The sequence below is a fragment of the Microbispora sp. ATCC PTA-5024 genome, from assembly GCF_000511135.2.
GTDB lineage: Bacteria > Actinomycetota > Actinomycetes > Streptosporangiales > Streptosporangiaceae > Microbispora > Microbispora corallina.
This window is the reverse complement of sequence record NZ_KI866522.1, coordinates 1,050,187-1,075,226: the sequence shown is the minus strand read 5'-3', so window position 1 is coordinate 1,075,226 and position 25,040 is coordinate 1,050,187. Positions and strand designations below refer to the sequence as shown.

The 25,040-nt window shown below is 73.1% G+C and carries 21 protein-coding genes; 13 read left to right on the top strand and 8 right to left on the bottom strand.

All coding sequences use genetic code 11. From position 1 onward, the window contains the following. On the bottom strand, positions 1 to 500 hold a 500-nt coding region (locus MPTA5024_RS41845), incomplete at its 3' end, for a hypothetical protein (RefSeq protein ID WP_198166947.1). 799 nt (positions 501 to 1,299) lie between these two features. Between MPTA5024_RS41845 and MPTA5024_RS04820 the strand changes: the two genes are divergently transcribed. The 4 genes from MPTA5024_RS04820 to MPTA5024_RS04805 all read left to right on the top strand — a co-directional run bounded on the left by MPTA5024_RS04820 (position 1,300) and on the right by MPTA5024_RS04805 (position 5,978). Then, positions 1,300 to 2,616, top strand: a complete 1,317-nt coding sequence (locus MPTA5024_RS04820; protein WP_157099290.1) for an extracellular solute-binding protein — start codon at positions 1,300 to 1,302, stop codon at positions 2,614 to 2,616. 80 nt (positions 2,617 to 2,696) lie between these two features. Beyond that, positions 2,697 to 3,707 (top strand): carbohydrate ABC transporter permease, encoded by a 1,011-nt coding sequence (locus MPTA5024_RS04815; protein ID WP_157099289.1) that lies wholly within the window; start codon positions 2,697 to 2,699, stop codon positions 3,705 to 3,707. Next, positions 3,700 to 4,539, top strand: coding sequence for a carbohydrate ABC transporter permease (locus MPTA5024_RS04810; RefSeq protein WP_036320234.1), 840 nt, complete (start codon positions 3,700 to 3,702; stop codon positions 4,537 to 4,539). The genes MPTA5024_RS04815 and MPTA5024_RS04810 overlap by 8 nt, the downstream gene beginning before the upstream one ends. 68 nt (positions 4,540 to 4,607) lie before the next feature. Continuing rightward, a complete protein-coding gene (locus MPTA5024_RS04805; protein ID WP_051457710.1) occupies positions 4,608 to 5,978 on the top strand; it encodes a GH1 family beta-glucosidase in 1,371 nt (456 codons plus the stop codon). Positions 5,979 to 6,000: 22 nt separating this feature from the next. On the opposite strand, the gene MPTA5024_RS04800 is transcribed toward MPTA5024_RS04805, so the two are convergent. The 3 genes from MPTA5024_RS04800 to MPTA5024_RS04790 form a co-directional block, all read right to left on the bottom strand. After that, on the bottom strand, positions 6,001 to 7,050 hold the full coding sequence (locus tag MPTA5024_RS04800; RefSeq protein WP_036320231.1) for a LacI family DNA-binding transcriptional regulator: 1,050 nt from the start codon (positions 7,048 to 7,050) through the stop codon (positions 6,001 to 6,003). Between the two features lie 159 nt (positions 7,051 to 7,209). Beyond that, positions 7,210 to 9,735 carry a glycoside hydrolase family 3 C-terminal domain-containing protein gene (locus tag MPTA5024_RS04795; RefSeq protein WP_036320229.1) on the bottom strand — a complete coding sequence of 842 codons (2,526 nt, stop codon included), beginning with the start codon at positions 9,733 to 9,735 and terminating at the stop codon, positions 7,210 to 7,212. 122 nt (positions 9,736 to 9,857) lie between these two features. Beyond that, entirely contained in the window at positions 9,858 to 10,892 is a 1,035-nt protein-coding gene (locus MPTA5024_RS04790; RefSeq protein WP_051457709.1) for a LacI family DNA-binding transcriptional regulator, read from the bottom strand. Between the two features lie 152 nt (positions 10,893 to 11,044). On the opposite strand from MPTA5024_RS04790, the gene MPTA5024_RS04785 reads away from it, so the two are divergent. Beyond that, on the top strand, positions 11,045 to 11,794 hold the full coding sequence (locus MPTA5024_RS04785) for a sulfite exporter TauE/SafE family protein (RefSeq protein WP_232326198.1): 750 nt from the start codon (positions 11,045 to 11,047) through the stop codon (positions 11,792 to 11,794). A gap of 153 nt (positions 11,795 to 11,947) precedes the next feature. Here the strand turns inward: MPTA5024_RS04785 and MPTA5024_RS04780 are convergent, their stop codons facing one another. Next, entirely contained in the window at positions 11,948 to 12,130 is a 183-nt protein-coding gene (locus tag MPTA5024_RS04780; RefSeq protein ID WP_036320225.1) for a hypothetical protein, read from the bottom strand. A 17-nt stretch (positions 12,131 to 12,147) separates the two neighbouring features. On the opposite strand from MPTA5024_RS04780, the gene MPTA5024_RS04775 reads away from it, so the two are divergent. The 8 genes from MPTA5024_RS04775 to MPTA5024_RS04740 all read left to right on the top strand — a co-directional run bounded on the left by MPTA5024_RS04775 (position 12,148) and on the right by MPTA5024_RS04740 (position 22,184). Beyond that, a complete protein-coding gene (locus MPTA5024_RS04775; RefSeq protein ID WP_036320222.1) occupies positions 12,148 to 12,822 on the top strand; it encodes a hypothetical protein in 675 nt (224 codons plus the stop codon). Positions 12,823 to 12,940: 118 nt separating this feature from the next. Then, positions 12,941 to 13,156, top strand: a complete 216-nt coding sequence (locus tag MPTA5024_RS04770) for a hypothetical protein (RefSeq protein WP_036320219.1) — start codon at positions 12,941 to 12,943, stop codon at positions 13,154 to 13,156. A 109-nt stretch (positions 13,157 to 13,265) separates the two neighbouring features. Then, positions 13,266 to 13,397 carry a hypothetical protein gene (locus MPTA5024_RS44155; protein WP_269750545.1) on the top strand — a complete coding sequence of 44 codons (132 nt, stop codon included), beginning with the start codon at positions 13,266 to 13,268 and terminating at the stop codon, positions 13,395 to 13,397. Continuing rightward, positions 13,381 to 14,136 (top strand): peptidoglycan-binding protein, encoded by a 756-nt coding sequence (locus tag MPTA5024_RS04765; protein ID WP_051457708.1) that lies wholly within the window; start codon positions 13,381 to 13,383, stop codon positions 14,134 to 14,136. Before MPTA5024_RS44155 ends, MPTA5024_RS04765 begins: the two co-directional genes overlap by 17 nt. A 68-nt stretch (positions 14,137 to 14,204) precedes the next feature. Beyond that, positions 14,205 to 14,819, top strand: coding sequence for an XdhC family protein (locus MPTA5024_RS04760; RefSeq protein WP_084369418.1), 615 nt, complete (start codon positions 14,205 to 14,207; stop codon positions 14,817 to 14,819). 2,371 nt (positions 14,820 to 17,190) lie between these two features. Continuing rightward, complete coding sequence (locus MPTA5024_RS04750) at positions 17,191 to 19,386, top strand: bifunctional polysaccharide deacetylase/glycosyltransferase family 2 protein (RefSeq protein WP_051458023.1); 2,196 nt, start codon at positions 17,191 to 17,193, stop codon at positions 19,384 to 19,386. Between the two features lie 288 nt (positions 19,387 to 19,674). Next, entirely contained in the window at positions 19,675 to 21,048 is a 1,374-nt protein-coding gene (locus MPTA5024_RS04745; protein WP_036320212.1) for a cellulose binding domain-containing protein, read from the top strand. Between the two features lie 110 nt (positions 21,049 to 21,158). After that, positions 21,159 to 22,184 (top strand): lactonase family protein, encoded by a 1,026-nt coding sequence (locus MPTA5024_RS04740; protein ID WP_051457707.1) that lies wholly within the window; start codon positions 21,159 to 21,161, stop codon positions 22,182 to 22,184. 63 nt (positions 22,185 to 22,247) lie between these two features. Here the strand turns inward: MPTA5024_RS04740 and MPTA5024_RS04735 are convergent, their stop codons facing one another. The 3 genes from MPTA5024_RS04735 to MPTA5024_RS04725 all read right to left on the bottom strand — a co-directional run bounded on the left by MPTA5024_RS04735 (position 22,248) and on the right by MPTA5024_RS04725 (position 24,999). Beyond that, complete coding sequence (locus MPTA5024_RS04735; RefSeq protein ID WP_051457706.1) at positions 22,248 to 23,054, bottom strand: SAM-dependent methyltransferase; 807 nt, start codon at positions 23,052 to 23,054, stop codon at positions 22,248 to 22,250. A gap of 96 nt (positions 23,055 to 23,150) precedes the next feature. Then, on the bottom strand, positions 23,151 to 23,966 hold the full coding sequence (locus tag MPTA5024_RS04730) for a DUF4253 domain-containing protein (RefSeq protein ID WP_036320210.1): 816 nt from the start codon (positions 23,964 to 23,966) through the stop codon (positions 23,151 to 23,153). A gap of 61 nt (positions 23,967 to 24,027) precedes the next feature. Then, on the bottom strand, positions 24,028 to 24,999 hold the full coding sequence (locus tag MPTA5024_RS04725) for a helix-turn-helix transcriptional regulator (protein WP_036320207.1): 972 nt from the start codon (positions 24,997 to 24,999) through the stop codon (positions 24,028 to 24,030). Positions 25,000 to 25,040 lie beyond the last annotated feature (41 nt).

Below are 25,040 nucleotides of genomic sequence, written 5' to 3'. Positions count from 1 at the left end.
GGGGAGCCGCCGCCGGTCGGGCCCGCGGCGTCGTCGGCGCCGGAGACGGCCTTGGCGGCCCGCCCGACGAGGAAGCCCGCGGCCAGGGCGCCCGCCAGGAACAGGCCGGGGCGGCGGCGGGCGAACGCCTGCACGTCGCGGACGACGCCGTTCAGCCCCTCGGTCTCCAGGTAGTCGGCGACCCGGGTGCCCCGGTCCGCCACCTGCTGCACCACTCCGTGGACGGGGGAGTCGGGCTTGACGCCGTCGCCCACCGCGGACAGCTCGTCGCTCCACTGCCGGACGGCGTCGGCCGCCCGCCTGCTCTGCTGCTGCGCCTGCTCGGCCGTACGGCGACGGAGCTGGTGGGCGAGCCGCCGCGTCTGGTCGCCGGCCTCACGGGCCACCAGGCGGGCCTGGTCCCTGGCGGTCTCGGCCACCTCCCCCGCGGCGGCCCTCGCCTGCTGCGCCGTCCCCTGGGGCCCGGTGGAGGGCCTGGTCTCGGGATGGATGTCGCTCACTGGGTGCCTCCCTTGGGTCGTGTCCGTCCCTGGGCGGCGGCTACCCCGGATGTCCAGCAGCACACGAGGAATAGTGAAAAAGGTTAAAAATGCGTACCTACTACGCAAATCGATCGCAAAGCGGGCCGGACCGGCGCGGGGACGACGGTCCGTCGTGCGGAAGCCCAGGTCCGTTGCCCTTGGGGCTCCTGAGTCGAAAATGGAGAGCGCTCTCCGTAGAGGAGCGATCGCACAGCGGAAGGGGCATCACGGCCTGCCGCACAACACGGACGAAATCCTCCGTTTACCATCGGGTAACAGCTGGGTCTCGGAGACATCTCAACCTCGGCCTGCGGGCCCGTTCCGCCCCGGCGGAGGCCGTCAGCCCTTGACAGTGGCTCGCCCACCGCGACACGCTTCCCACAGTGGAGAGCGCTCTCCCGCTTTCCCCGCCGCCACGAGCGGCGGGGGACAAGGTTCGCAGTGAGGAGAGGTCGTGCTTGCGTCCCGCAACCTCGGTGTGACGGCACCGGGTGGAGCAGGCCGCGGCGGACCCGGCCGGACCCGGCCGGAGTCCGCCCGCCCCGGGCCCGTGTCGGCGGGACCCGTCCATCCGGGGCCCGTCCACGCGACAACCGGTCGTCAGGGTGCCGTCCACGCGGGACCCGCGTCTCCGGTGTCCGCCCATCCGGCGTCGTCCGCCTCCGGGGTGTCCGTGCACCCGGGCCCGGGCACGCCTCGCCGCCGTCCCGCGACACACCCCCCGACCCCGCTGCCGCCGCAGTCGGCGGCGCCTGTCCGCTACCAGTGAGGAACAACCGTGCGCATTCGCAAGCCGTACCTTCTCGCCGCCGCCGGGGCGCTGGTCCTCGCCGCCTCGGCCTGCGGTGGCGACAACTCGTCCAAGGGCGGAGGATCCACCGGCGCCGCCGAGCAGACGATCACCTACTGGGCCTCCAACCAGGGCACGAGCCTGGAGAACGACAAAGAGGTCCTGAAGCCGGAGCTCGACCGGTTCACCAAGGAGACCGGCATCAAGGTCAACCTCGAGGTCGTGCCCTGGTCCGACCTGCTGAACCGCATCCTCGCGGCGACCACCTCCGGTAAGGGCCCGGATGTCGTGAACATCGGCAACACCTGGTCGGCCTCGCTGCAGGCGACCGGCGCCTTCGTCCCGTTCGACGACAACCAGCTGGCCGCGCTCGGCGGCAAGGACCGCTTCCTCGGGCCGAGCCTCGCGGCGACCGGCGCCCCCGGGCAGCCCCCGACGGCCGTGCCGATCTACGGCATGACGTACGGCCTCTTCTACAACAAGAAGATGTTCAAGGAGGCCGGCATCGACAAGCCGCCGGCGACCTGGGACGAGCTGATCGCGGACGGCAAGAAGCTGACCAAGGACGGCAAGTGGGGCCTGGCGGTCGAGGGCGCCAGCGTCAGCGAGAACTCCCACCACGCGTTCATCTTCGGCCAGCAGCACGGCGCCGACCTGTTCGACAGCGCGGGCAAGGCGCACTTCGACTCCCCGCAGGAGGTCGCGGCGATCAAGCAGTACCTCGACCTGATGGCCGACGCCAAGATCGTCAACCCGAGCAACGCCGAGTACGCCAACGGCACCGAGGCCGTGCAGGACTTCGTGTCCGGCAAGGCCGGCATGCTCATGTGGCAGTCGATCGCCACGCAGCTGAAGCAGGCCGGGTGGACCGAGGACGACTACGGCCTCGCCCCGATCCCGCTGCCCGACGCCTCGTCCGGCGGCAAGCAGGTCAACGCGATGGTCGCCGGCATCAACCTCGCCGTGTTCAAGTCGGCCAAGAACCAGGACGGCGCGCTCAAGTTCGTCAAGTTCATGACCTCGAAGGAGACCGAGCAGAACCTCAACAAGGCGTACGGATCGCTGCCGACGGTCAAGGACGCGTACGACGACCCCGCGTTCAGCTCGAAAACGATCAAGACGTTCCAGCAGATCCTGGCCACCACGGCGGCGCCGCTGCCCCAGGTCGCGCAGGAGAGCCAGTTCGAGACGCTGGTCGGCAACGCGATGAACCAGATGTTCGCGGACGCCGCGAGCGGCAAGCCGATCACCGAGGACTACGTGAAGGGCAAGCTCACCGAGGCCAACCAGCAGATGGGCGGCTGATCCCACCCGCCTTCCCCGGTGCCGGGCGGTGCGACCGACCGCCCGGCACCCCTGTTTGACCAGCGATCGAGAGGACGTCCATGGTCGTGTCCACCACGTCCCGGCCCGGCGGGGGACGGGAACAGGGGGCCCGCGGAGGGGCCCCGCCGTCCGCCGGAGGCCGGCGGCGGAACGGCCTGCTGCCGGTGCGGCTGCGCCGCCTCGGCCTGCCGTACCTGCTGATCCTGCCCGCACTGCTGCTGGAGCTCCTGGTCCACCTGGTGCCGATGGTCATCGGGATCGGCATGAGCTTCCTCCAGCTCACCCAGTTCTTCCTGCGGAACTGGTCGGCGGCGCCGTTCGCCGGCCTGTCGAACTACCGGGTCGCGGTGGACGTCAACGCGGCCGTGGGGCGGTCGCTGTTCCACTCGTTCCTGGTGACGATCGCCTTCACCCTGATCACGGTCGCGCTGGCGTGGCTGCTCGGCATCGCGGGCGCCGTGCTCATGCAGGGCTCGTTCCGCGGCCGCGGCGTGCTGCGCGCGCTGTTCCTCGTGCCGTACGCGCTGCCCGTGTACGCCGGGGTGATCACCTGGAGCTTCCTCCTCCAGCGGGACTCCGGCCTGGTGAACCACGTCCTGGTGGACCAGCTCCACCTGTTCGGCGAGCGGCCGTTCTGGCTGATCGGGGAGAACAGCTTCATCTCGGTCGTGGTCGTGTCCGTGTGGCGGTGGTGGCCGTTCGCGTTCCTCGTGCTGATGGCCGGGCTGCAGAACATCCCGTCCGACCTGTACGAGGCGTCGGCCATCGACGGCGCCGGATGGGGGCGGCAGCTGCGCTCGGTCACCCTGCCGCTGCTGCGCCCGGTCAACCAGGTGCTGATCCTGGTGCTGTTCCTGTGGACGTTCAACGACTTCAACACGCCGTACGTGCTGTTCGGGAGGACGGCGCCGCGCGACGCGGACCTGATCTCGGTGCACATCTACCAGAGCTCGTTCGTCACCTGGAACTTCGGCTCGGGCTCGGCCATGTCGGTGCTGCTCCTGCTGTTCCTGCTGCTGGTCACGGCCGTGTACCTTGTGATCACCTCGCGGAGGAGGAGCGATGCGTGAGCCCCGCTGGCTGCCGTGGGCGCGCTGGGTGGGCCTCGGCCTGCTGACCCTGTTCACGGTGACACCGCTGTACGTCATGGCGACCACGGCCATCAAGCCGCTCCAGGACGTGCAGGGCGACTTCAACTGGATCCCGACCAGGATCAGCTTGTCGCCGTTCGCCGACATGTGGAGCACGGTGCCGCTGGCCAAGTACTTCGGCAACAGCCTGGTGGTGTCGTCGGTGGCCGCGCTCATCTCCGTGACGGTCGCGGTGTTCGCGGCGTATGCGATCAGCCGTTTCCGCTTCCCGGGCCGCAGGGTCTTCTCGATCACCGTGCTGTCTACGCAGATGTTCCCCGGCATCCTGTTCCTGCTGCCGCTGTTCATGATCTACGTGAACCTCGGCACCGCCATCGGGGTCGAGCTGTACGCCAGCCGTCTCGGCCTGATCATCACGTACCTGACGTTCTCACTGCCGTTCTCGATCTGGATGCTGGTCGGCTACTTCGACTCCATCCCCACGGCGCTCGACGAGGCCGCCCAGGTCGACGGGAGCGGCCCGATCGGGGCGCTGCTGCGGGTCGTCATCCCTGCTGCGATCCCCGGCATCGTCGCCGTCGCCATCTACGCGTTCATGACGGCCTGGGGCGAGGTGCTGTTCGCCTCCGTCATGACCGACGAGAACAGCCGCACGCTCGCCGTCGGCCTGCAGGGCTACGCCACCGAGAACGACGTCTACTGGAACCAGATCATGGCCGCCTCGCTCGTGGTCAGCGTCCCCGTCGTGGCCGGCTTCCTGCTGCTCCAGCGGTACCTTGTCCAGGGCCTCACCGCGGGCGCGGTGAAGTGACCCGCGGAACGCGAGCGACCACGACGACCCCGACCTCTCCCGCACCCCACCGTAAGGAGAACACACGCATGGAGCCGCTGCGCGGCGACGACCCGGACCTGACCGCCTTCGAGGACTTCGTCTGGGGCGTGGCCACCTCGGCCTACCAGATCGAGGGCGCCGTCGCGGAGGACGGCCGCCTGCCGTCGATCTGGGACACCTTCAGCCGGGTGCCCGGCGCGATCGACGGAGGCGACACCGGCGACGTCGCCTGCGACCACTACCACCGCTGGCAGGAGGACGTCGGGCTGATCAAGCTGCTCGGCGTCGACGCCTACCGGTTCTCGGTCGCCTGGCCCAGGGTCGTTCCCACCGGGTCGGGGGAGGTGAACGCCAAGGGGATCGCCTTCTACGACCGCCTCGTGGACGCCCTGCTCGAGGCCGGCGTCCGCCCGTTCGTCACCCTCTACCACTGGGACCTGCCGCAGGCGCTGCAGGACGAGGGCGGCTGGCCGTCGCGCGACACGGCGTACCGGTTCGCCGACTACACCACCGCCGTCGTCGAGGCGCTGGGCGACCGGGTCGCCGACTGGACGACGCTCAACGAGCCGCTGTGCTCCTCGTGGATCGGCCACCTCGAAGGCACCATGGCGCCGGGCTGGAAGGACCTGGAGGCCGCCGTCCGGACGTCTTACCACCTGCACCTCGCCCACGGCCTGAGCGCGCAGGCCATCCGCGCCGCCGCCCGGATCACGCCGTCGGTGGGCATCGTCAACAACCTCAGCCCGTGCGACCCGGCGACCGACAGTGACGAGGACCGCGCCGCCGCGCTGCGCCTCGACGGCCACGTCAACCGCTGGTGGCTCGACCCCGTCACCGGCCGCGGCTACCCCGAGGACATGGTCAGGCTGTACGGCGTCGACCTGCCCATCCAGGACGGCGACCTGGAGACCATCGCCCAGCCGCTCGACTACCTCGGGCTGAACTACTACTTCAAGCAGGTCGTGACCGCCGACCCCGACGGGCCCGTGCCGTACGCGCGGCAGGTCGAGGTCCCCGGCGCCACCACGACCGCGATGGGCTGGGAGGTCGACGCGAACGGCCTGGAGCGCCTCCTGCTCCGCCTCACCCGCGACTACGGCGCGGAGCGCATCTACGTCACCGAGAGCGGGTCCGCGTGGCAGGACACGGTGGGCCCTGACGGGACCGTCGACGATCGGGAGCGGTCGGCGTACCTGGAGGACCACATCGCCGCCTGCGCCGCAGCCATGCGGCAGGGCGCGCCCGTGGCCGGATACTTCGCCTGGTCGCTGCTCGACAACTTCGAGTGGGCGTACGGCTACGACAAGCGGTTCGGCCTGGTCCACGTGGACTACGAGACGCAGGCCAGGACCGTCAAGGCCAGCGGCCGCCGCTACGCCGAGCTGATCGACGCCAGCAGGCGGCTGCGCGTCGCGTGACCCCCGGCGGCCTCGTGGTCCGTCAGGCCGACTGGCGGACCACGAGCGCCGGCTGGAAGATGCGCGAGGTCACCGGCAGGCTCGGGTCCTCGATGTGGGCGAGCAGCATCCGCGCCATCTCGGCCGCCATGTCCTCCATCGGCTGGCGCACGGTGGTCAGCGGCGGACGGCAGGCGGCCGCCGTGCTGTCGTCGAACCCGATGACCGCCACGTCCTCCGGCACCCGCCGGCCGTGGTCGCGCAGCGCGAGCACGGCCCCCTGCGCCATCAGGTCGTTCGCCACGAACACGCCGTCGATGTCGGGGTGCTCCTTGATCAGGCGGTGCATGCCCGCCTCGCCGCTGTTCTGCCTGAAGTCCCCCTCCACGCCCGGGACGTACGGGTGCCCGTGCCCGGCCATGGCCTCCTGGAAGCCCGACAGCCGGTCCTGGCTGGCGGGCACGTCGAACGGGCCGGAGATCGTCGCCACCCGGCGGCAGCCGCGCTCCACGAGGCGGTCGGCCGCCAGCGCCGCCCCCGCCCGGTGGGCCAGGTCGACGTAGCTGATCGGGGTCGGCCGGGCGGGCCGGGCCCACAGCACCGCGGGCAGCCCGGCGTCCACCAGCAGCCGCGGCAGCGGGTCCTCGCCGTGGGTGGAGACGATGAGCGCGCCGTCCGCGCTGCCCTGCCGCAGGTAGGCGATGACCTCGTTGCGGGCCTCGGCGGTCTCGGCCAGCATCAGGACGGGGTGCACTCCACGGGGGCGGAGGAACCCGACCACGCCGCCCGCGACGCGGCCGAAGAACGGGTCGGCGAACACCCGCGACTCGAACGGCTCGTCGCCCGAGTAGTCGCCCGCGCCCGAGACGACCAGGGCGATGGCGCCGGTCCTGCGGGTGACGAGCGACCGGGCGGCCCGGTTGGGGACGTAACCGGTGGTCGCGATGGCCCTGTTCACCGCCTCCTGGATCTCGGGGGCGACGTTGCGGATGCCGTTGATCACCCGGGAGACGGTGGCCCGGGAGACCCCCGCCACCCGGGCCACGTCCTCCAGCGTGGGGACTCCCGACGATGGCGGGAGATCAGTGCTCATGGAGCCATTTATAGCATGGCAAGGAGAGCGCTCTCCGGCCATGAGCTGGCCGTTCTTCCGATTCGGCCTCCTCGCGTACGCGCGGGAATCGGCGTGTCGCGGACGGCGGCGCCGACGGGCTCGGGCGCCGGGCCGCGCAGCGCAGGAGCGGCGTCGCCGTCACCCCTCGCCGGGCGCGGTGCCGGGGGTGGTGCCGGACGTTGGGAGTGCTCCCGGCGCTCCGGGCCCTACCGGCGCTACGACGACGGCGGCGCGGAGGGGGAGGTCCACGGCCGACCGGCCGGCGTGCACCTCGAACGTTCCCGGCTCGGTGCGCCACCCCCGCTCCTCGACCGACCAGTGGCGCGTCGCGCGGGCCGGGACGGTCACGGCGACCTCCACGGTCTCGTCCGGATCCGCCTCGATCCTGGCGAATCCCGCGAGCCAGCGCTCCGGGCGGTCGAGGGCCGACTCCGGGCGCGACAGATACACCTGTACGACCTCCCCGCCGCGGCGGGCGCCCGCGTTCCGCACCCGTACGGTGGCCGTGAACGGGCGGCCCGGCTCGACGCGCCCGGGAGTGTCCAGCGACTCGTACGCCCATTCTGTGTAGCCGAGGCCGTGGCCGAACCAGTAGGCCGGGGCGTCGTCGCGTCGCAGCCAGGCGCGGTAGCCGATGTGCAGGCCCTCCGCGTACTCCAGCACGCCGTCCACCGGGGTCGTCCCCGCGATCGCGGTGCCGGCCCACGTGGTGGGCAGCCGGCCGCCGGGCTCGGCCCGGCCGAACAGCACGTCGGCCAGTGCGTGCCCGGCCTCCTGACCCGGGAACCACCCGAGCAGGATCGCCGCCACCTCGTCCCGCCAGGGCAGCGCGACGGGCCCGCCGGAGTTCACGGCCACGACGGTGGACGGGTTGGCCGCCGCGACGGCGCGGACGAGGTCGTCCTGCCGGCCGGGCAGCGCCAGCGAGTCGCGGTCGGCGCCCTCGCTCTCGATCTCCTCGGTGGTGCCCACCACCACGATCGCCGCGTCGCACTCGCGGGCCAGCGCCGCGGCCGCCGCCAGCTCCGCGTCCTCGTCGCGCCCGCGCGGCGGGTCGGCGGCGAGCGCGGACGCCCGTCCGGAGTCGCGGTCGAGCCGCCGCCAGGCGACCACCTCGACCTCGCGGCCCGCCTCCAGGTCCACCTCCGCTGTCCGGTACGGCGGGTGGAGGTGCACCGTCGCCGGGTCGTCGGTGTCCCGCACCACCTCCTCGTCGAGGACCATGCGGCCGTCGACCGTGAGGCGGACGTGTCCCCATCCGGCCACGGAGAGCCGCCACGCCCCGCCCGTCGCCGGCCGCAGCCGGGCTGCGATCTCGACCGCGCGGGCCCCGCGGACCAGGGCGGGCTCCAGGATGCGGCCGCTCAGCCGGTGCTCGGCGTGGATCTCCTCGCCGTGCCCGTCGAGCAGGCGGACCAGCACGCCGGGACGGCCGTCCCGGGGGTCGCACACCCCGGTGAGCCCGAGCGGCGTCGGACGGTCGTCGATGTGCGCACCGGGCGTGTGGACCACCTCGGCCCGTCCCGCGAGCGCCGCCCGGACGCCCTCCAGCGGGGAGACGACCACCTCGGGGTAGACGCCGGCGCTCCCGCCGCCCTGCACGCGCGCCGTCGCGGCGTTCGGGCCGAGCACCGCGACGCGTCGCAGCCGCGCCGGGTCGAGCGGCAGCAGGCCGCCCTCGTTGCGCAGCAGCACACTGCCCGCCGCCGCCGTGCGCCGCACCAGGGCGCGCGCGTCCTCGTGTCCGTGCCCGCCGCCCGTCGCCGGGTCGGCGGAGTCGGCGTCCTGAGCGGTGCCGGCGGTGGCCGGGGACAGGGCGCCGACCCGGGCGGCCAGCCGGAGGAGACGCCGGACCTTGTCGTCGACCGCGGCCTCGGGCACCTCGCCCGCGCGGACGGCCCGGGCCAGGGCCTCGCCCCAGTGCTCGTTGGGGCCGGGCATGGCGAGGTCCTGGGCGGCGCGGCCCGAGGCGGCGGTCGACCGGACGGCCCCCCAGTCGGAGACGACCACGCCGTCGAAGCCCCACTCGCCCTTCAGCGGCTCGGCGAGCAGCGGGCTCTCGCTCATCGTGTGACCGTTCACCTGGTTGTAGGCCGACATCACCACCCACACCCCGGCCTCGACGGCGGCCTCGAACGGCACCAGGTACAGCTCGCGCAGGGTCCGCTCGTCCACCCGGGCGTCGAGCGTGAGCCGCTCGGTCTCGGAGTCGTTGGCCACGTAGTGCTTGGCGGTCGCGGCGACGCCTCCGGCCTGCACGCCGCGGATGAGGGCGGCGCCGACGCGGGCGGTCAGGACCGGGTCCTCCGAGTAGCACTCGAAGTGCCGTCCGCCGAACGCCGAGCGCTGCAGGTTGAGCGCGGGAGCGAGCACGACGTCCACGCCCTTGCGCCGCGCCTCGGCGGCGAGCAGGCCACCGAGACGAGTGAGGAGGTCCTCGTCCCAGGTCGCGGCGAGCGCCGTGGGGGAGGGCAGCAGCACCGACGTCCTGCGCTCGTCCCAGCCCTCGCCGCGCACGCCCGCGGGCCCGTCCGAGGTCACGATGGGCCGCAGGCCGACGGCGGGCTCGGCATGGAGGCGCCACACGGTCGCGCCGTCGAGCAGGCGCACCTTCCGGTCCAGGTCCAGCTTCTCCACGAGGTGGTCGAGCTCGTCGTCGTTCACGTGGGCGTCCTCTCGGAAGTCAGGTGGAGAGCGCTCTCTGATCACTTAGCCTCGACGTCCCGTCGTCGTCCTGTCAATGGGCGGATGCCCGTCGTACGGGGACGCCGGGCACCGCCGGACGCTCAGGCCGACCGGCGGACGACGAGTTCGGCCGGCAGGACGACCGGGTCCGCCGGACCGTTCTCCAGCAGGCGCAGCAGCAGCCGCACCCCGGCCGCCGCCTGCTCGCCCATCGGGTTGCGGACGGTGGTGAGCGGCGGGTCGGCGTACTGCGCGGCCTCGATGTCGTCGAAGCCGACCACCGCCACGTCTTCGGGCACCCGGCGGCCCGCCTGGCGCAGCGCCTGGAGCGCGCCGACCGCCATCAGGTCGCTCGCCGCGAACACGGCGTCGAGGCCGGGGTCGTCCTCGAGAAGCTGTCGCATGGCCGCGGCGCCCGAGTCGCGGGTGAAGTCGCCCAGCGCGACCATCGTCCGGCGTCCCGCCTCGCGCAGTGTGTCGCGGTAGCCGGCCAGCCGGTCCTGCGCGACCGGCAGGTCGAGCGGGCCGCAGATGGTGCCGATCCTGCGGCGTCCCCGCTCCAGCAGGTGGCGGACCGCCATCGCGGCGCCGCCCGCGTTGTCGTTGTCCACGTACGGCAGGCCGGGGCGCGCGGCGGGCCTGCCCAGCGACACGACGGGCACGCCGAGGGCCTGCAGTCGTCCGGGCAGCGGGTCGGAGGCGCGGATCGGCACCGTGATGACGGCGTCCACCCGCCCGGCCGCGACGTAGGCCTCCACCCGCAGGCGGCTCCGCGGCGCGTGCGCGAGCAGCAGCACCACCTGCCTGCCCGCCTGATCGAGTTCGTGGCTGGCCGCCCGCAGCACGGTCGACAGCATCGGGTCGTCGGTGATCAGCCCCTCGGGCGGCGCGGAGAAGACGAGGCCGACCGCGTCGGTGCGCCGTGTGACGAGCCGGCGGGCCGCCGCGTTCGGCACGTACCCCAGCTCGCCGACCGCCCGCAGCACGGCCTCGCGCAGGCCGGGCGTCACGCTCCCGTCGCCGTTCACCACCCGGGAGGCGGTGGCCCTCGACACGCCGGCGCGGGTCGCGACCGCGTCCAGCGTGGGCCGCCTGCCCCGCCCGTCCCCGCGAGTTCCGGTCGGCGACGCGCTCATGGGACCTCCCGTTGGCGATCGTTGGAGAGCGCTCTCCACTTAGGAACCTTGGGCGTCGGCCGCCGTCTTGTCAACAGGTCGTCGCGGGGCGATCCTGCCCAGGGCGGGACCCCGGCCGGGGACGGCGCGGGCCGGTGTGGTTGGGTCGTCGGGTGGTTGGTGAGCTGCTCGGCCTGGTCGTGGTCGGAGTCGTGGCGGGAGTGGTCAGCACCGTCGTGAGCCTGGCCTCGGTCGTGTCCTATCCGGCGCTGCTGGCGTTCGGACTGCCCCCGCTGAGCGCGAACGTCACCAACACCGTCGCGCTGCTGTTCACCGGCATGGGCGCGGCCGCCGGCTCCCGGCCGGAACTCGCGGGCCAGACCCGGCTGGTCGGGCGGCTCGGGCTGGTCACGGCCCTGGGCGGCGCCGCCGGAGCAGCGCTGCTGCTGGCCACGCCGCCGCACACGTTCGAGACCGTCGCCCCCTGGCTCATCGGCGGGGCCTCGCTGCTCCTGCTGCGCCCGCCACGTCCCGGGCACGTCGGTCTCGGCGGCCCGGACGGCAGGGCCCTGCGGGCGGCCCTGTTCTGCGTGGCCGTCTACGTCGGGTACTTCGGCGCCGCCGGAGGCATCCTCATGTTCGCCGTCCTGGCGACGGCGCTCGACCAGGCGCCGGCCCGGGTCAACGCGGTCAAGAACATGGTGTCCGCGCTCGCGAACGGCGTGGCCGCGCTCGGCTTCGCGCTGTTCGGCCCGGTGCGGTGGTCGGCCGCGCTGCCGCTCGCCGCCGGGTTCCTCGTCGGGGGCTGGCTCGGGCCGGGCGTCGCCCGGCGCCTCCCCGGCCAGTCGCTGCGGATCGTCGCGGCGCTCTGCGGGCTCGCGGTCGCCGTCAAGCTCGGCGTGGACGCCTACCGGGGCGGTTGACCGGCGGGGCAGGCCCGCGAGGAGGCGGGACCCTACCGGGGGCGGCTGACCGATGGGCCGGCGCGCGGCGCGATGGCGGGACCGTGCCGGGCTACCCTCGCGCGTGGCGGGGCGGCTGACGGGTGGGAGCGGCCGGGTGCGACGAGGGGTCGCCTATCGGCCGGGGCGCCGGGTGGTCTCGGCCGATCGCACGGCCTCGGCGTGCCGGGCGCGCAGGCGCTCCCTGATCTCCTCCGGGCCGTAGGCCCGCCTCCGGCGCTCGGCCCGGGCGATGACCACCCCGGTCGCCGCGACGCCCGCGAAGGCCGCCAGACCGAGTACCTTCCACCAGCGCATGTGCCTAGGCTACTGCCGTGCCCGATACGCGGATAAGTCTCGACACGGCGCTCGAACTCACCCGGACCGGTGACGTCTGGGTGTTCCGGGGACGCTCCGTCCCGGACCGGGCCATCCAGATGACCACCAACAGCCCGGTCAACCACGTGGGGATGGCGGTCGTGCTCGACGACCTGCCGCCGCTGATGTGGCATGCCGAGCTGGGCCGGTCGCTGCCGGACATGTGGTCCGGCACCCACCAGCGCGGCGTCCAGCTCCACGACCTGCGGGACGCCGTCCGCGTGTGGGCCCGCAGGTACGGCCAGCGGGCCTGGCTGCGCCAGCTGGAGCCGTCCGCGACGCGCGCGATGGAGGACGCGGTCCTGCGCACGATCGCCCGTCTCGACGGCACGCCGTTCCCGTCCACCGCCAGGCTCGCCGGGCGCTGGCTGCGCGGGCGCCTCCCGGCCCTGCGGCGCGGGGCGCGGGACACGGCCCTGGAGACCGCGTACTGCGCCGAAGTCATGGCCGTCACGTACGAGGCCATGGGCCTGCTGCCGCCGCGCCGCCGCCCGAACTGGTACGACCCCGGCCGCTTCTGGAGCGGCGACAACCTGATCCTGAACGGCGGCGCCCGCCTGGGCGGGGAGATCTTCGTGGAGATTCCGGAGGGCGAGCTGACCCTTCGAACCGGTGAATCCGCAGGTGGATGACCGGGCCACCGGCGTACGGTAACGCCGCGGAGACGATTTCGCGGCACCCGTCAACCGGCCGTCGAGGTGGCGCGTCAGGTGTAGGCACCGTTCGTCGAGACGCGGAGGGCAGGGTTGCATGCCTACTCCTGAGATCGGAAACGAAGGTCTCCTGGGCACGAGTGAGCGCGCGCGCCGGGCGCTCGACGCCCTGCGCCGCCAGGGTCCCGAGGCGGTGCAGGAGGAGACGCTCCGCATGAAGGCCGAGTTCGTCCGCCTGTACGGCTGGGAGGGCTACCAGCGGGTGATGGCCAAGATGGAGAGCGACCTGGCCCGCCTCCGCCAGTCTCGCTGACCCGGCCCCACCTCACCGGGCGACGCCCCGGGGTGGGCGGGGGTCCGCCCCAAAAGTGAGTAGGGGACTACTCATGCCCGCACCGGCGGCCGTGCGGTCCCATCGAGGCATGACCGAGCAGATTCCCCCTCAGCCGAGGCCGGAGCCCGAGCTCACCGCGGGCGATCCGCCTCAGGTGTTCGACGAGCCCGATTACGACGAGGTCGATCGGGAGGTGGCGCGCGATGCCGAAGGCCAGTGAGCTCCTGAAGGAGATGACCCGGTACCTCGACTATCGGGAGTCCTCCAGTGGGAGGACGGTCTTCGGCGTCTCCTACCGTGAGCGCAAGAACCTGGAGCGGGCCTTCGACGTGGCCCCGTGGTGCGACATGTTCATCGCCCAGTGCTCGCTCGCCGCGGGCGGGAAGGACATGTTGAGCGTGGTTGGCGACTTCGCCCTGACGACGAGCCACGCGGACTGGTTCCGCCGCCAGGGCCGATGGCACCGGGGCACGGACGGGATCCGGCCCGGAGACATCGTCTTCTTCAACTGGCCGGGCGGCGACTCCATCGACCACGTCGCCACGGTCGAGAAGGTCCACTCCCTGGACGACATCCAGACGATCGACGGCAACGTCGGCGACATGTGCAGTCGTCGCCGCCGCAGGAGTTCGCTGATCGCCGGGTACGGACGACCGGCCTACGACGACTCCCCGGCCGTCCCGGATCTCGCGCTCGTCTCCGCCCTGGCGGAGCTCGGGGACGCGCCGCGCTTCCCCGGCGCCGTCCGCTCCGGCCAGAAGGGCGCGGACGTCCGGCGGGTGCAGGAGAAGCTGCGCCGCCGCATGTTCGGTCTCGGCCCGTCCGGCGTGGACGGCGACTTCGGCCCGGCCACCACGACCGCGGTCACCGCCTTCCAGTCCCGCAACGGGCTGGACGCCACCGGCGTCGTCGACGAGGAGACCTGGCGGGCCCTCTGGGAAGCCCCTCTCACGCCCTGACGGGCGGCGCGGAGGTGCCGGAGGGGGAGCAGGGGCGTGGCCGGACACCGCCTGAAAGACTGGCCGTCATGACGCACAGCCACACCGGGGAACCCGCCCACGAGCTCTCCCATGGTGGAGCGGCCGACGAGGATCCCGCGTGCGCTGTGGCCCATGGCGGTGCGGCGGTGGAGGATCCGGCCTGCGCGGTCGCCCATGGCGGTGCGGCCGTGGAGGAGACGGGGCGCACGCTCGTCGCGGTCTTCGCGTCACCGATCGCCGGCCACCTGCTGCGTTTCGGCGTGGAGCTGGGCTTCCGCCCGATCCTGCTGGAGCCCGACCGGGCCCGTACGGTCGACGGCCTGCCCCCGGGCTCGGTCACGGTCGTATCCGAGCCCGGCGACTACCTGGACGACACCGCCGACGTGGTGCTGACCGACCACCACCGCCCGGAGATCGGGCCGATCCTGCGGGACGTCCTGGCCCGCCCGGCCCGCTGGGTCGGCATCATGGGCAGCCCTCGTCACGTCGGCCCGCACGTCCAGGCGCTCACCGACCTGGGCGTCCCGCCCGGGGAGATCGCCCGCGTGCACCGCCCGATCGGGCTCAACATCGGCTCCCGTACGCCTCCGGAGATCGCCCTGGCCACGCTGGCCGGCCTGATCGCCCACCGGAACGGCCGTCCCGGCGGCTTCGCCTTCTGAACCCCGGTACGGGTACGGGCCTGTGGCGCTGGAGTCACCACACGTACCCGCCTGCGGTCCTAGCGTGGTCATCAGGGCGCCGCCACGCACGCGGCCGCCGAGGAGTGGGTGCCATGCGGGATCCCGGGATGTCGCCGAGCCGACCGCGGAGTCCTTCCGGCCTCGTGCCGGCCGAGACGACCGTCGCCGTCCGTCTCCTGCGGTTGAGGACTGTCGAAGGCGTCCGGCCGGCGACGCGCGTCCATATGGTTTTCGACGACGTCGTGCTCCCGTGGCGGGCCTACGGGGAGATCGTGAAGGAGCGGAGCGGCGTCGCGTCCGCGGTGGTCGACGCGATCGCCCGGCAGATGGCGAGCCGGGCGGCCGAGGACGCCTGGAGCGTGACATCCCGGTGGCGGGTCGTGGACGTGGGCGGGCTCGACGTCGTCGCGCGGCGTCTCGCGGCGGTGAAGGACCACCTGCACGGGACGGTGGGAAGTGGAGTCGAAGCCGGCGCCTCCCTCCTCGGAGCCCCTTCCGGATTGGCCGAGGCGGCGGGATGGGTCGCCATCGGAATCGCGCTTCCCGGTGACCGCTACTTCCTCCGGATCAGGCGGGCCATCCAGCTGTGCGGTTTCCTCATCGGCCTGGCCGCCGGCAATCCCGTCCTGGCCATCGCCGGCGTCAAGTCCTATCTGCGCGACCGTCTGATGGACGCCCTGGCGAACGGGATACGAGGGTTTCTGCACGGTTCCGATTCACCTCGACCACGCTCGGACCTTCGCCTGGATCGGCAGAGTGATACCGGCCGGGCCGGACGGCCCACGTCCTCAGGTGACGAGCGCACGCGGGATCGTGCGAACCGGGACGAGCCCTCGGCGCGGGCCAGAGCCGTGACGCCGGACAGGCATGCGACGCGAGACGGGACGACGGCTCCCAACGGGAGGCCGGCACAGCGCAGGACCGCTCGGCGCCCTCGCTCGCCACAGAACGAGACCAGGGAACGCGCCGAAGCCGCGGAGCAGGTGCGCCGGCAGGCGCCGGGCATGCGACGCCCGCCCGCGCGGAGCCGCCGGGATGCCGGCCGGGACAGACCACCGGCCGGCAACGGGCCCACACGGGACGACCCGGAGCCTCAGCCGCCAGGACCCCAGCCGCCCGGTTCTCAGCCGCGCGGGCCACGGCCGTCAGGGTCTCGGCCGCCGGGACCGGGTGACGGTCCTGCCGAGGGCGGCACCGGAGACAGCAAGGCCCGCCGGCCGGGTCCCACGACCCCGGCGCCTGCCGACGAGCGCGGGGGCGTGTGGTGGGGGTCGTTCGAGCGGCTGGGGGGTCGTTCCTCGGGCGGGTCACCCGACCTGGTTCCGGCGCCTGCCGACGAGCGCGGGGGCGTGTGGTGGGGGTCGTTCGAGCGGCTGGGGGGTCGTTCCTCGGACGAGTCGCCCGACCTGGTTCCGGCGCCTGCGGACGAGCGCGGCGCGGTCGAGGTGGACCGGTCGCGCGATCTGCGGGACGACCGTCCTTCCGGCGACCGGTCGCCCGGCCGGGGCAGGGCAGGCGGTATCTCCCGGCCGCTGGGGCGCGGGCGCGATGACTGGCCGGAACCCGGGGGGTATCCGGGGCGCTGACGGCGCGCCCGGCCGCGCACTCCCGTCATCACGCCCGTCTCCGGCCGTCCCGCCCATGCCCTTCGTCGACCTCGGCCTCGGCAGCCTGACCTGGCTGGGCTTCCGTTACTCCGCTGGACCCGCGTTTCGGGCACAGCAAGGCTGCCGAAGCGACGCGGAACCTCGACGGTTGGGACACGAAGGCTCACAACCTTCTCGATTGTGACATGCGGCCCGCTACCATTTCGGCTCGTGAAAAACGCCAGCCCGGAGAACACCGCTGTTTTCGTGGACCAGAGCGGCCGCCGGGCCAGGATCTTGACCATGGCGGCCATCGCGTTGGCGGTCGTCGTCATGGCGCTCGTCCTCACACTCGTCAGCGGAGTCCTGGCCGGGACGAAACTGCCGTCGCTGGGCTGGCCGGGCGGGGCGCAGGGGCGACCGGTCTCCGGGTACTCCCGGTCGCCGTCACCCTCGCCGTCCGCCCCCTCGTCAACGGCGCCCCGTGGCCGGACCAGCCCGACGGCCGGTCCTCGGCCTAGCGGGACGGCGTCCCCGACGCGCCGCGCCACCTCCTCTCCCAGCCCGGAGAGCTCCGCCTCTCCGTCGCCGAGGCCGCACGTGACGTCCTCGCCGTCCGGGCGCCCGACCGGGCAGCCCTCTCCCTCGCCCGGGAAGCCGTCACCCGAGGCCACCCAGCCCACGGCCACGCCCACGCCGGCGCCGAATCCCGGTCACGGCGGCACACCTCCCGGACGCGTGGGGAAGACGTCCGGAGCGAGATGATGGGACGACAGCGGCGGCCGTCCGACCCTCGAGGCCACTGGTTCCTCGTCGCGATGTGCGCGCTCCTCGTGACGGGAGCGCTGCTCCTGAACGGGTACGTGCACAACGTCGTCGGGGAGACCCGCGCGCCGGTGGCGGACCGGGGCAGCTCGCCCGAGCTGGATCGGGTCCATGCCGGGGGCCCCGTGGTCAACATGTCGCAGGCGCGCCCGCTCAGCGTGCGTCCCGGGCGTCGCCGGGTGGCGCTCACCTTCGACGACGGCCCCGACCCGCGGTGGACGCCGCAGGTGCTCGACGTGCTCCGCAGACACGGCGCGAAGGCCACCTTCTTCGTGGTCGGCGCGCACGTCGCCGAGCACCCCGAGCTCGCCCGCCGCATGGTGGCCGAAGGACACGAGATCGGCGACCACACCTACACTCACGCCGACCTGACGGCCACGCCCGCCTGGCGAACGGGACTGGAGATGTCCCTCACCCAGAGGGTGCTGGCCGGAGCGACGGGGATCCACACCCGTCTGGCCCGTATGCCGTACTCGTCCTCGCCTGCGGCGGTCGGCGACGGGCAGTTGGCGGCGATGCGGGTGCTCGGCGCCGACGGATACCTGCTGGCGTTCGCCGATCTCGACTCCAAGGACTGGAGCCGCCCGACGGTGGACCGGATGCTCGCCGCGTCCCTCCCGCGCCAGGGCAAGGGCGCCGTGATCATGTTCCACGACGCAGGGGGCGACCGCAGCCGCACGGTGGTGGCCGTCGACCGCCTGCTGACCCTGCTGGAGAAGAGGGGATACCGCGCCACCACCCTCACCGACGCCGTGGGGCTCCCCTCGGCGCACACTCCCGCCGACACCGGCGAGCAGGTCCTCGGAAGGGTCCTGACGTTCGCCCAGCGGGCCGCATCGGCGTTCACCGGCGCGCTGGGCTGGGTTCTCACCGCGGCGGGCGTGCTCACCCTGGCCAGGCTGCTGTTCTTCGTGACGCTGGCGTGGGTCCACGCCCGCAGGGCGCGGCGCAGAGCCGCAGCGGGGGACGCGAGCCGGCGCCGGGACCGCGCGCCCCGGTGGCTCACCCCGCCGCCCGTCACGGTCATCGTCCCCGCGTACAACGAGGAGGCGGGCATCGAGGCGACCGTGCGTTCCCTCGTGACGACCGACTACCCGGGCCAGGTCGAGGTGCTCGTGGTCGACGACGGCTCGACCGACGCGACGGCGAGGATCGCGGCGTCACTGGGGCTGCCCGGCGTGCGGGTGATCCGGCAGCCGAACGGCGGGAAACCGGCCGCACTCAACACGGGGATCGCCCAGGCCCGCCACAACATCCTGATCATGGTCGACGGCGACACCGTCTTCGAACCCTCGACCATCGGCAATCTCATCCAGCCGCTCGCCGACCCCTCGACGGGCGCTGTCAGCGGCAACACGAAAGTCGGCAACCGGCGGGGGATGATCGGCCGCTGGCAGCACATCGAGTACGTCATCGGGTTCAACCTGGACCGCCGCGCCTTCGACCTCCTCGGCTGCATGGCGACCGTTCCCGGGGCGATCGGCGCCTTCCGCCGGCAGGCGCTCGCCTCGGTCGGGGGTGTCAGCCTCGACACACTGGCCGAGGACACCGACCTCACCATGGCGATCTGCCGCGCCGGCTGGAGGGTCGTCTACGAGGAGCGTGCCCGGGCGTGGACCGAGGCCCCCACCTCCATCCGGCAGCTGTGGCGGCAGCGCTACCGATGGTGCTACGGGACCCTGCAGGCCATGTGGAAGCATCGCGGAGCCGTCCTGGAGAGACGTCCCTTCGGCCGCCGCTGCCTGGGATATCTCACCCTCTTCCAGGTGGTCTTGCCGCTGCTCGCCCCGGTCGTCGACATCATGGCGGTCTACAGTGTGGCGGTCGGGGACCCGCTGCCGGTGATCGCCGTGTGGGCCGGGTTCGTCACCGTCCAGGCCGTCAGCGGCTGGTACGCGCTGCACCTGGACAACGAGCGGCCCTCGGCGCTGTGGGTGCTGCCGCTGCAGCAGTTCGTCTACCGTCAGCTGATGTACCTGGTCGTCATCCAGTCGGTGGCCACCGCCGTGCTGGGGGCGCGGTTGCGCTGGCACACGATTCGTCGTGAGGGGACCTTCAGCAGCGCGAACGAGGTCGAGGCCGTCCCCGGGCCTACGACCCACGAACTCGCCGGCGGTCCGCCTCCCACGCGCTGATCCGGTCGCCTCCATGGCGCGGCGTCGGACACGTTCACCGCGGCGCTGCGTCGCGGACCGGCCCGCGACGGGCGACCCGGACGGCGTCAAGGAGAACGGTCGCGTCAAGGAGGGGCCAACGTACGTCGCCGACTGCCCGGTGAGGGAGGGTCCGTCCAGCTGAAAGTTGCACGGGAACGCGGTCGTCCGCGCAGGTCGCGGCGACGTGACGGCCGGCGTCCTTGACCCGGCCGAGCGCGCGCGGCGACCATTCCGGGGTTCCGAGCAGGCCCGATAGCAGGGAGCCCCATGTCCGGCCGCCATTCCGACGTCCGACGCCGCACACGGCTCGTCGTCGCCCTCGTCGCGGCGCTGTCCGCCTGGCTGGCGGCGGCGCCGCTCGCGGCGGGCGCGGTCGCCGACCCGCCCGCACCGGTGACGGGCAACGCCACCTACTTCGACGCGCTCGGCTCGCCGTACGGCGGGTGCGGTCTGCCGCAGTCGGAGCTGGACACGCAGGACTTCGTCGCGCTCAACGTGTACGACACGCCCGGCGACTACTCGTTCTACCCGCGGCCGCTGACCGGCGCCAACGCGTCCAAGGCCGGCATGTGGAACAACGGCCTCAACTGCGGCCGGTTCGTGAAGGTCACCATCTCCGACTACTGCACCGGGGTGAACGACGGCGCCCCCGGCCAGGCGTTCTGCCGGAACGGCTCCTGGACCCAGGACGCGTACAACGGGGCGACGCTGATCATGCAGGTCGCCGACAGCTGCGGCGACTCCAACGCCTGGTGCCGCGACGACCGCTATCACCTCGACCTGGCCAAGGGGTCGCTCAACAAGTTCGTGAAGAACGGCTCCGCGGTCGGGGACATGTACCCCTCCCACTGGAACAACCGCCACATCACGTGGTCGTACGTCCCGGCGCCCGACTACTCGGGCGACATCAAGATCGGCTTCCTGCAGGGGGCGCAGGCGTGGTGGCCGGCGATCGCCGTGTCCCACCTGGCCAACGGCATCCACGGGGTCGAGTACTACGCCAACGGCTCCTGGCAGCAGGCCCAGATGAACGGCGACATGGGTCAGTCGTACATCATCGGCGGCCTCACCTCGGGCTCCACGCAGTTCCAGATCCGGGTGCGCGACGTATCCGACACGCTGATCAACAACGGCCGCGTCTACAGCTTCTCGCTGCCGTCGGCGTGCGGCTCCCAGTGCAGCGCGGCGTACACGAGGACGACCTACACGACGAGCGGCCCCAGCGCGTCGCCCTCACCGAGCCCGTCACCGAGCCCCTCACCCTCGCCCAGCCCGTCCCCGTCGCCGAGTCCGTCGCCCAGCCCGTCGCCGTCGCCGAGCCCCTCGCCGTCCCCCTCCGGCACGGTGTCGTGCCAGGTCGGCTACCAGGTGGCGAACTCCTGGCAGGGCGGGTTCACGTCGACCGTCACGGTGAAGAACACGGGCGCCACGACGTGGAACAACTGGACCGTCGCTTGGACCGTCCCGTCCGGCGTCTCGCTCGTCAGCGCCTGGAGCTCGACCATCACGACGAACGGCACGAGATGGACGATCAAGGCGCCGAGCTGGGCGACCAGTCTGGCTCCCGGCGCGTCCACCAGCTTCGGCTTCCAGGGCTCCGGGCCCTCGACGCCGTCGCCGTCCGCCATCGCCTGTTCCTGACCCGCCCCGGACCAGGGGCGGACCCGGCCCGTCGGCGGGCCGCCGGTAGCATTCGATCACTGCGATCGACGGCGGCGGCCCGTCCTGACCGGTCAACCCTTGGAGCGACGATGTCCCGACCTCTGCCCGGAGACACCCGGCCCGGCGACCTGGTGATCGGCGGCTACACCCCCGACACCGACGGGTCGGGGCCCGGGCTCACGGTCGTCCGCACCACCCCCGACGGCGTGCTGCGGGCGCTGGCGCGCACCCCCGCGTCCGGGCCCTCGTTCGTGGTCGAGCACCCCGGGCTGCCCCTGCTGTACGCCGTGCTGGAGCGGCCCGACGGCGGCGTGGCGGTGTTCGCCGACGAGGCGGACGGCCCCCGGCCGCTGGCCGAGCACCCGAGCGGCGGCTCCTACCCCTGCCACCTGGCCGTGGACCCCGCGGCGGAGTGGCTGGCCGTGGCCAACTACGGCGACGGGACGGTGGCGGCCTACCGGCTCGGCGGGGACGGCATGCCGCAGCCCGGGCCTGTGCTGTTCCCCAACGAGGGCGGCGGCCCCGACCCCGATCGCCAGGAGGGCCCGCACGCCCACGAGGCGGTCTTCGGCCCGGACGGCGTGCTCCACGTCACCGACCTCGGCACCGACGAGATCCGGCGCTTCCTGCCGGGCATGGTCCCGCACCCCGGCGGCCCGGTGCGGCTGGCCCCCGGCAGCGGCCCGCGCCACTTCGTCCACCACCGCGACCTCTGGTACGTCACCGGCGAGCTCGACGGCATGGTCCGCGTGTACGACGCCGGCTGGCGGGAGGTCGGCGGCGCGGCCGCGAGCACGAGCGGCGGGCGCAACCAGCCCTCGCACATCGCCCCGTCGCCCGACGGCCGGTACCTGTACGTCGGCAACCGCGGCCCCGACACCGTCAGCGTCTTCGAGCCGGACGGCGCCCGGCTGGAGCTCGTGGCCGAGGTGCCGGCCGGCGGCCGGTGGCCCCGCCACTTCGGCGTCACCCCCGACAGCCTCTACGTCGCCGCGCAGCGGTCCGGCGAGGTGACCGCGATGGAGCTCAAGGACGGCGTCCCGCAGCCGGGCGAACGCGCGCTCGAGGTCGGAACCCCGTCCTGCGTGCTCGTTCGGAGCCACGCCGCGGTCTGACCGTCCCGGACCGAGCGTCCCGGGGTTGAACGTCCCGGGGTTGAACGTCCCCGGCGCGCCGGATCAGGGGAGGCGGCCCACGCCGCCGACGATCCAGACGCGCTGCGCCTGGGCCTCGCTCTGCGGGGTCTCGGGCCGCCACTGCCGGATGTAGACGAGGCCGGGCTCGACGAGCTCCGTGCCGTCGAAGAAGCGCAGCACCTTCTCCCGGTTGCGCGCGTCGCCCTGCGGGACGATGCGGCGGAACAACGCGAGGATCGGGTCGGCGAGCTCCGGCCGGCTGTCGAAGACGGCGTGCCCGATGGCGATGAAGCTGCCCGGCGCGAGGCGGTCGCGCAGCTGGGCGACTCCCTTGTACGGCTCGTCGGCGTCGGGGAGGTACTGCAGCCGCGCCGGGATGAGCACGCCGACCGGCCGGTCGAGGTCGATGAGCCGGGTCATCTCGGGGTCGGCCGTCATCTCGGACGGCCGGAGGATCGAGCCCTTCACGACCCCGGTGTTGCGGTTGCGCGCGAGGACGGCCCGGGCGTGGTTGAGCACCACCGGGTCCTCGTCCACGTACACCACGCGGGCCGCGGGCAGCAGCTCCTGCGCGACCTCGTGGGTGTTGCGCTGCGTCGGCAGCCCGGACGCGATGTTGACGAACTGCGTGACGCCCTCGCCGACGAGGAACCGCACGACCCGTTCGATGAAGTCCCGGGTGTCGACGGCCATCGTCTTGACCTCGGGGGCGATGGTGAGCAGGCTCTCGGCGAACTCCCGGTCGGCGGCGAAGTTGTCCTTCCCGCCGAGCAGGTAGTCGCTCATCCGGGCGATGTTCGGCGTGCTCGTGTCGAGACCCGCCACCCCGCGCCCCTCCGTGCCGCTCAACCCGGTCTCCTCGCCTCGCAAATCCGGTTCAGAACGATTATCGCCCAACCAATCCCTCTATACGGGCTAAAAGCGCAGGAAGCCAGCCCGAATATGTCAATCCCACCAGAAAGACCACGCGTTCTGCCCCATGATCTGCTCGGCGTAGTCGGTCAGCGTGCCCGGTCCCTGCAGGATGCTGTCCGGGCAGAACGTCCAGTGCTCGGCGGCCACGTGCAGCGCGTGCGCCGGGGTCGCGGGCGGGGCCGCCACGCTCAGGTCGAGCGTGTTGAACCCCATCGCCACGACGCGCGCGCCGAACCGGTCCTCCCAGCTGCGCACGACGGCGGCCAGCGGCACCGTCCACTCGTTGTGGTGCAGCGCCCCCTGCCAGCCGATCGCCACCATGGCGTCGGCCCCCCGCGACACGGCGGCCAGGCCGAGCGGCGTGACGCGCTCGGCCACCACGTCCGCGTACCAGTCCGCGACCGCGTCCGGGTCGGCCACCAGCGTCCCCGGCGGCGCCGGACCCGGGCACGCGCGCCCGAACGGCGCCAGGTCCTCCTCGCGGCCCTCGACCAGGTCGTCCCAGGCCTCGGCCATGAACCCCGCCGCCGAGTAGTGGTCGATCTCGTCGACGGGGTCGGGGGCGATCTGCCCGGCCGACCACGGCTGCACGCCGTCCTCCAGCAGCACCGGCCACAGCCCCGACCGCGGGTGCTCCTGGCGCAGCCGGCTCCACAGCCCGGCGGGGACGGGGTCGTCGCTCAGCCAGAAGGACGGCCGGTGGTGCGTGCGCAGCCGGTCGTAGTCGGGGTCGGGCCAGACGAGTGTCCCGGAGGGCAGGTCGACCGACAGCGCGCGCCCCTCGCCGCCGTCGCCGAACAGCAGCTCCAGTCCCGGGGGGAGCCGCCATCGCTCGTGAACCGACATGCGCCAATAATGTCGGACCCCGCCGCGCCGCGCCCCGCGAGGGCGATCTCCGGGCTACCGGCTACGGGACGTCGACCCGGCACAGCCCCTCGGCGAGGACCTTCGTGGTCAGGCGGGTGCGGCTGTCGCACCCCAGCTTGGCGAAGATGTGCTCCAGATGGGTGGTCACGGTCCGGACGCTGAGCACGAGCGCGGCCGCGATCTGCGGGTTGGAGTCGCCCTGGGCCACCCGCGTGAGCACCTCCACCTCCCGGGAGGTGAGGTCGTACGGCAGGTCGCAGGGCCGCTCGGCGATGACCGCGCCCTGGATGGCGCCGTGGGCGCCGACGCCCGCCCGGTGGATCCGCACCTCCCGCCACTGGCCCCCGGCGTCGGGCCACAGCCCGCGCCGCGACAGCTCGCGGGACTCGATGAACCGCCGGGCCAGGTCGGCCATGGCGGGCTCGGCCGCGAGGGCCTCGGACGGCGGCCAGCCCGCGACGTCCCGCCGCCGCCCGCCGCGCTCGAACGCGACGGCGTGGAAGCCGGGCGGCAGCCCGAGGGGGTCGATGACGCACCGGGTGAGGTCGGTCAGGTGGGCGAGGGCGGGGGAGACGGCGCTGATGACCGGGGCCGCCTCCGGCGGCAGGTCCGACCGCGCGCTCACGTGCAGCAGGCCCGTGTACCGGCCGCCGGACAGGAACAGGGGCGTGGTGATGCCGCAGCGCCAGCCGTACGGCTCCAGGTGGCGCCGGAAGTACCGCTCGGTGCCGGGGGAGCCCATGACGACCGGCGTGCGCATGGACATCGCCCGCCGGTAGGCGTCGAGCCGCGCGTACTCCTCGGCCGCGTCCTCGTCCACCCGGGCGTATCCGGCGGACACCAGAGACCGGTGGCGGCCGGTCGCCGGGTCGAACGCGACGAACTCGTAGGCCTCCACCGGGATGACCTCGCGCAGCGCCGTCATCGCGCCGTGGGCCCCGTGCCGGGCTGCCTGGAATCCCAGTTCGGCGACGGCGTGGAGGTGGCGCGCGCTGAGGTTGATCTGATCCATGGGTCCTCCATGGTCAGCCTGCCGTGTATAGAACCAGTAAG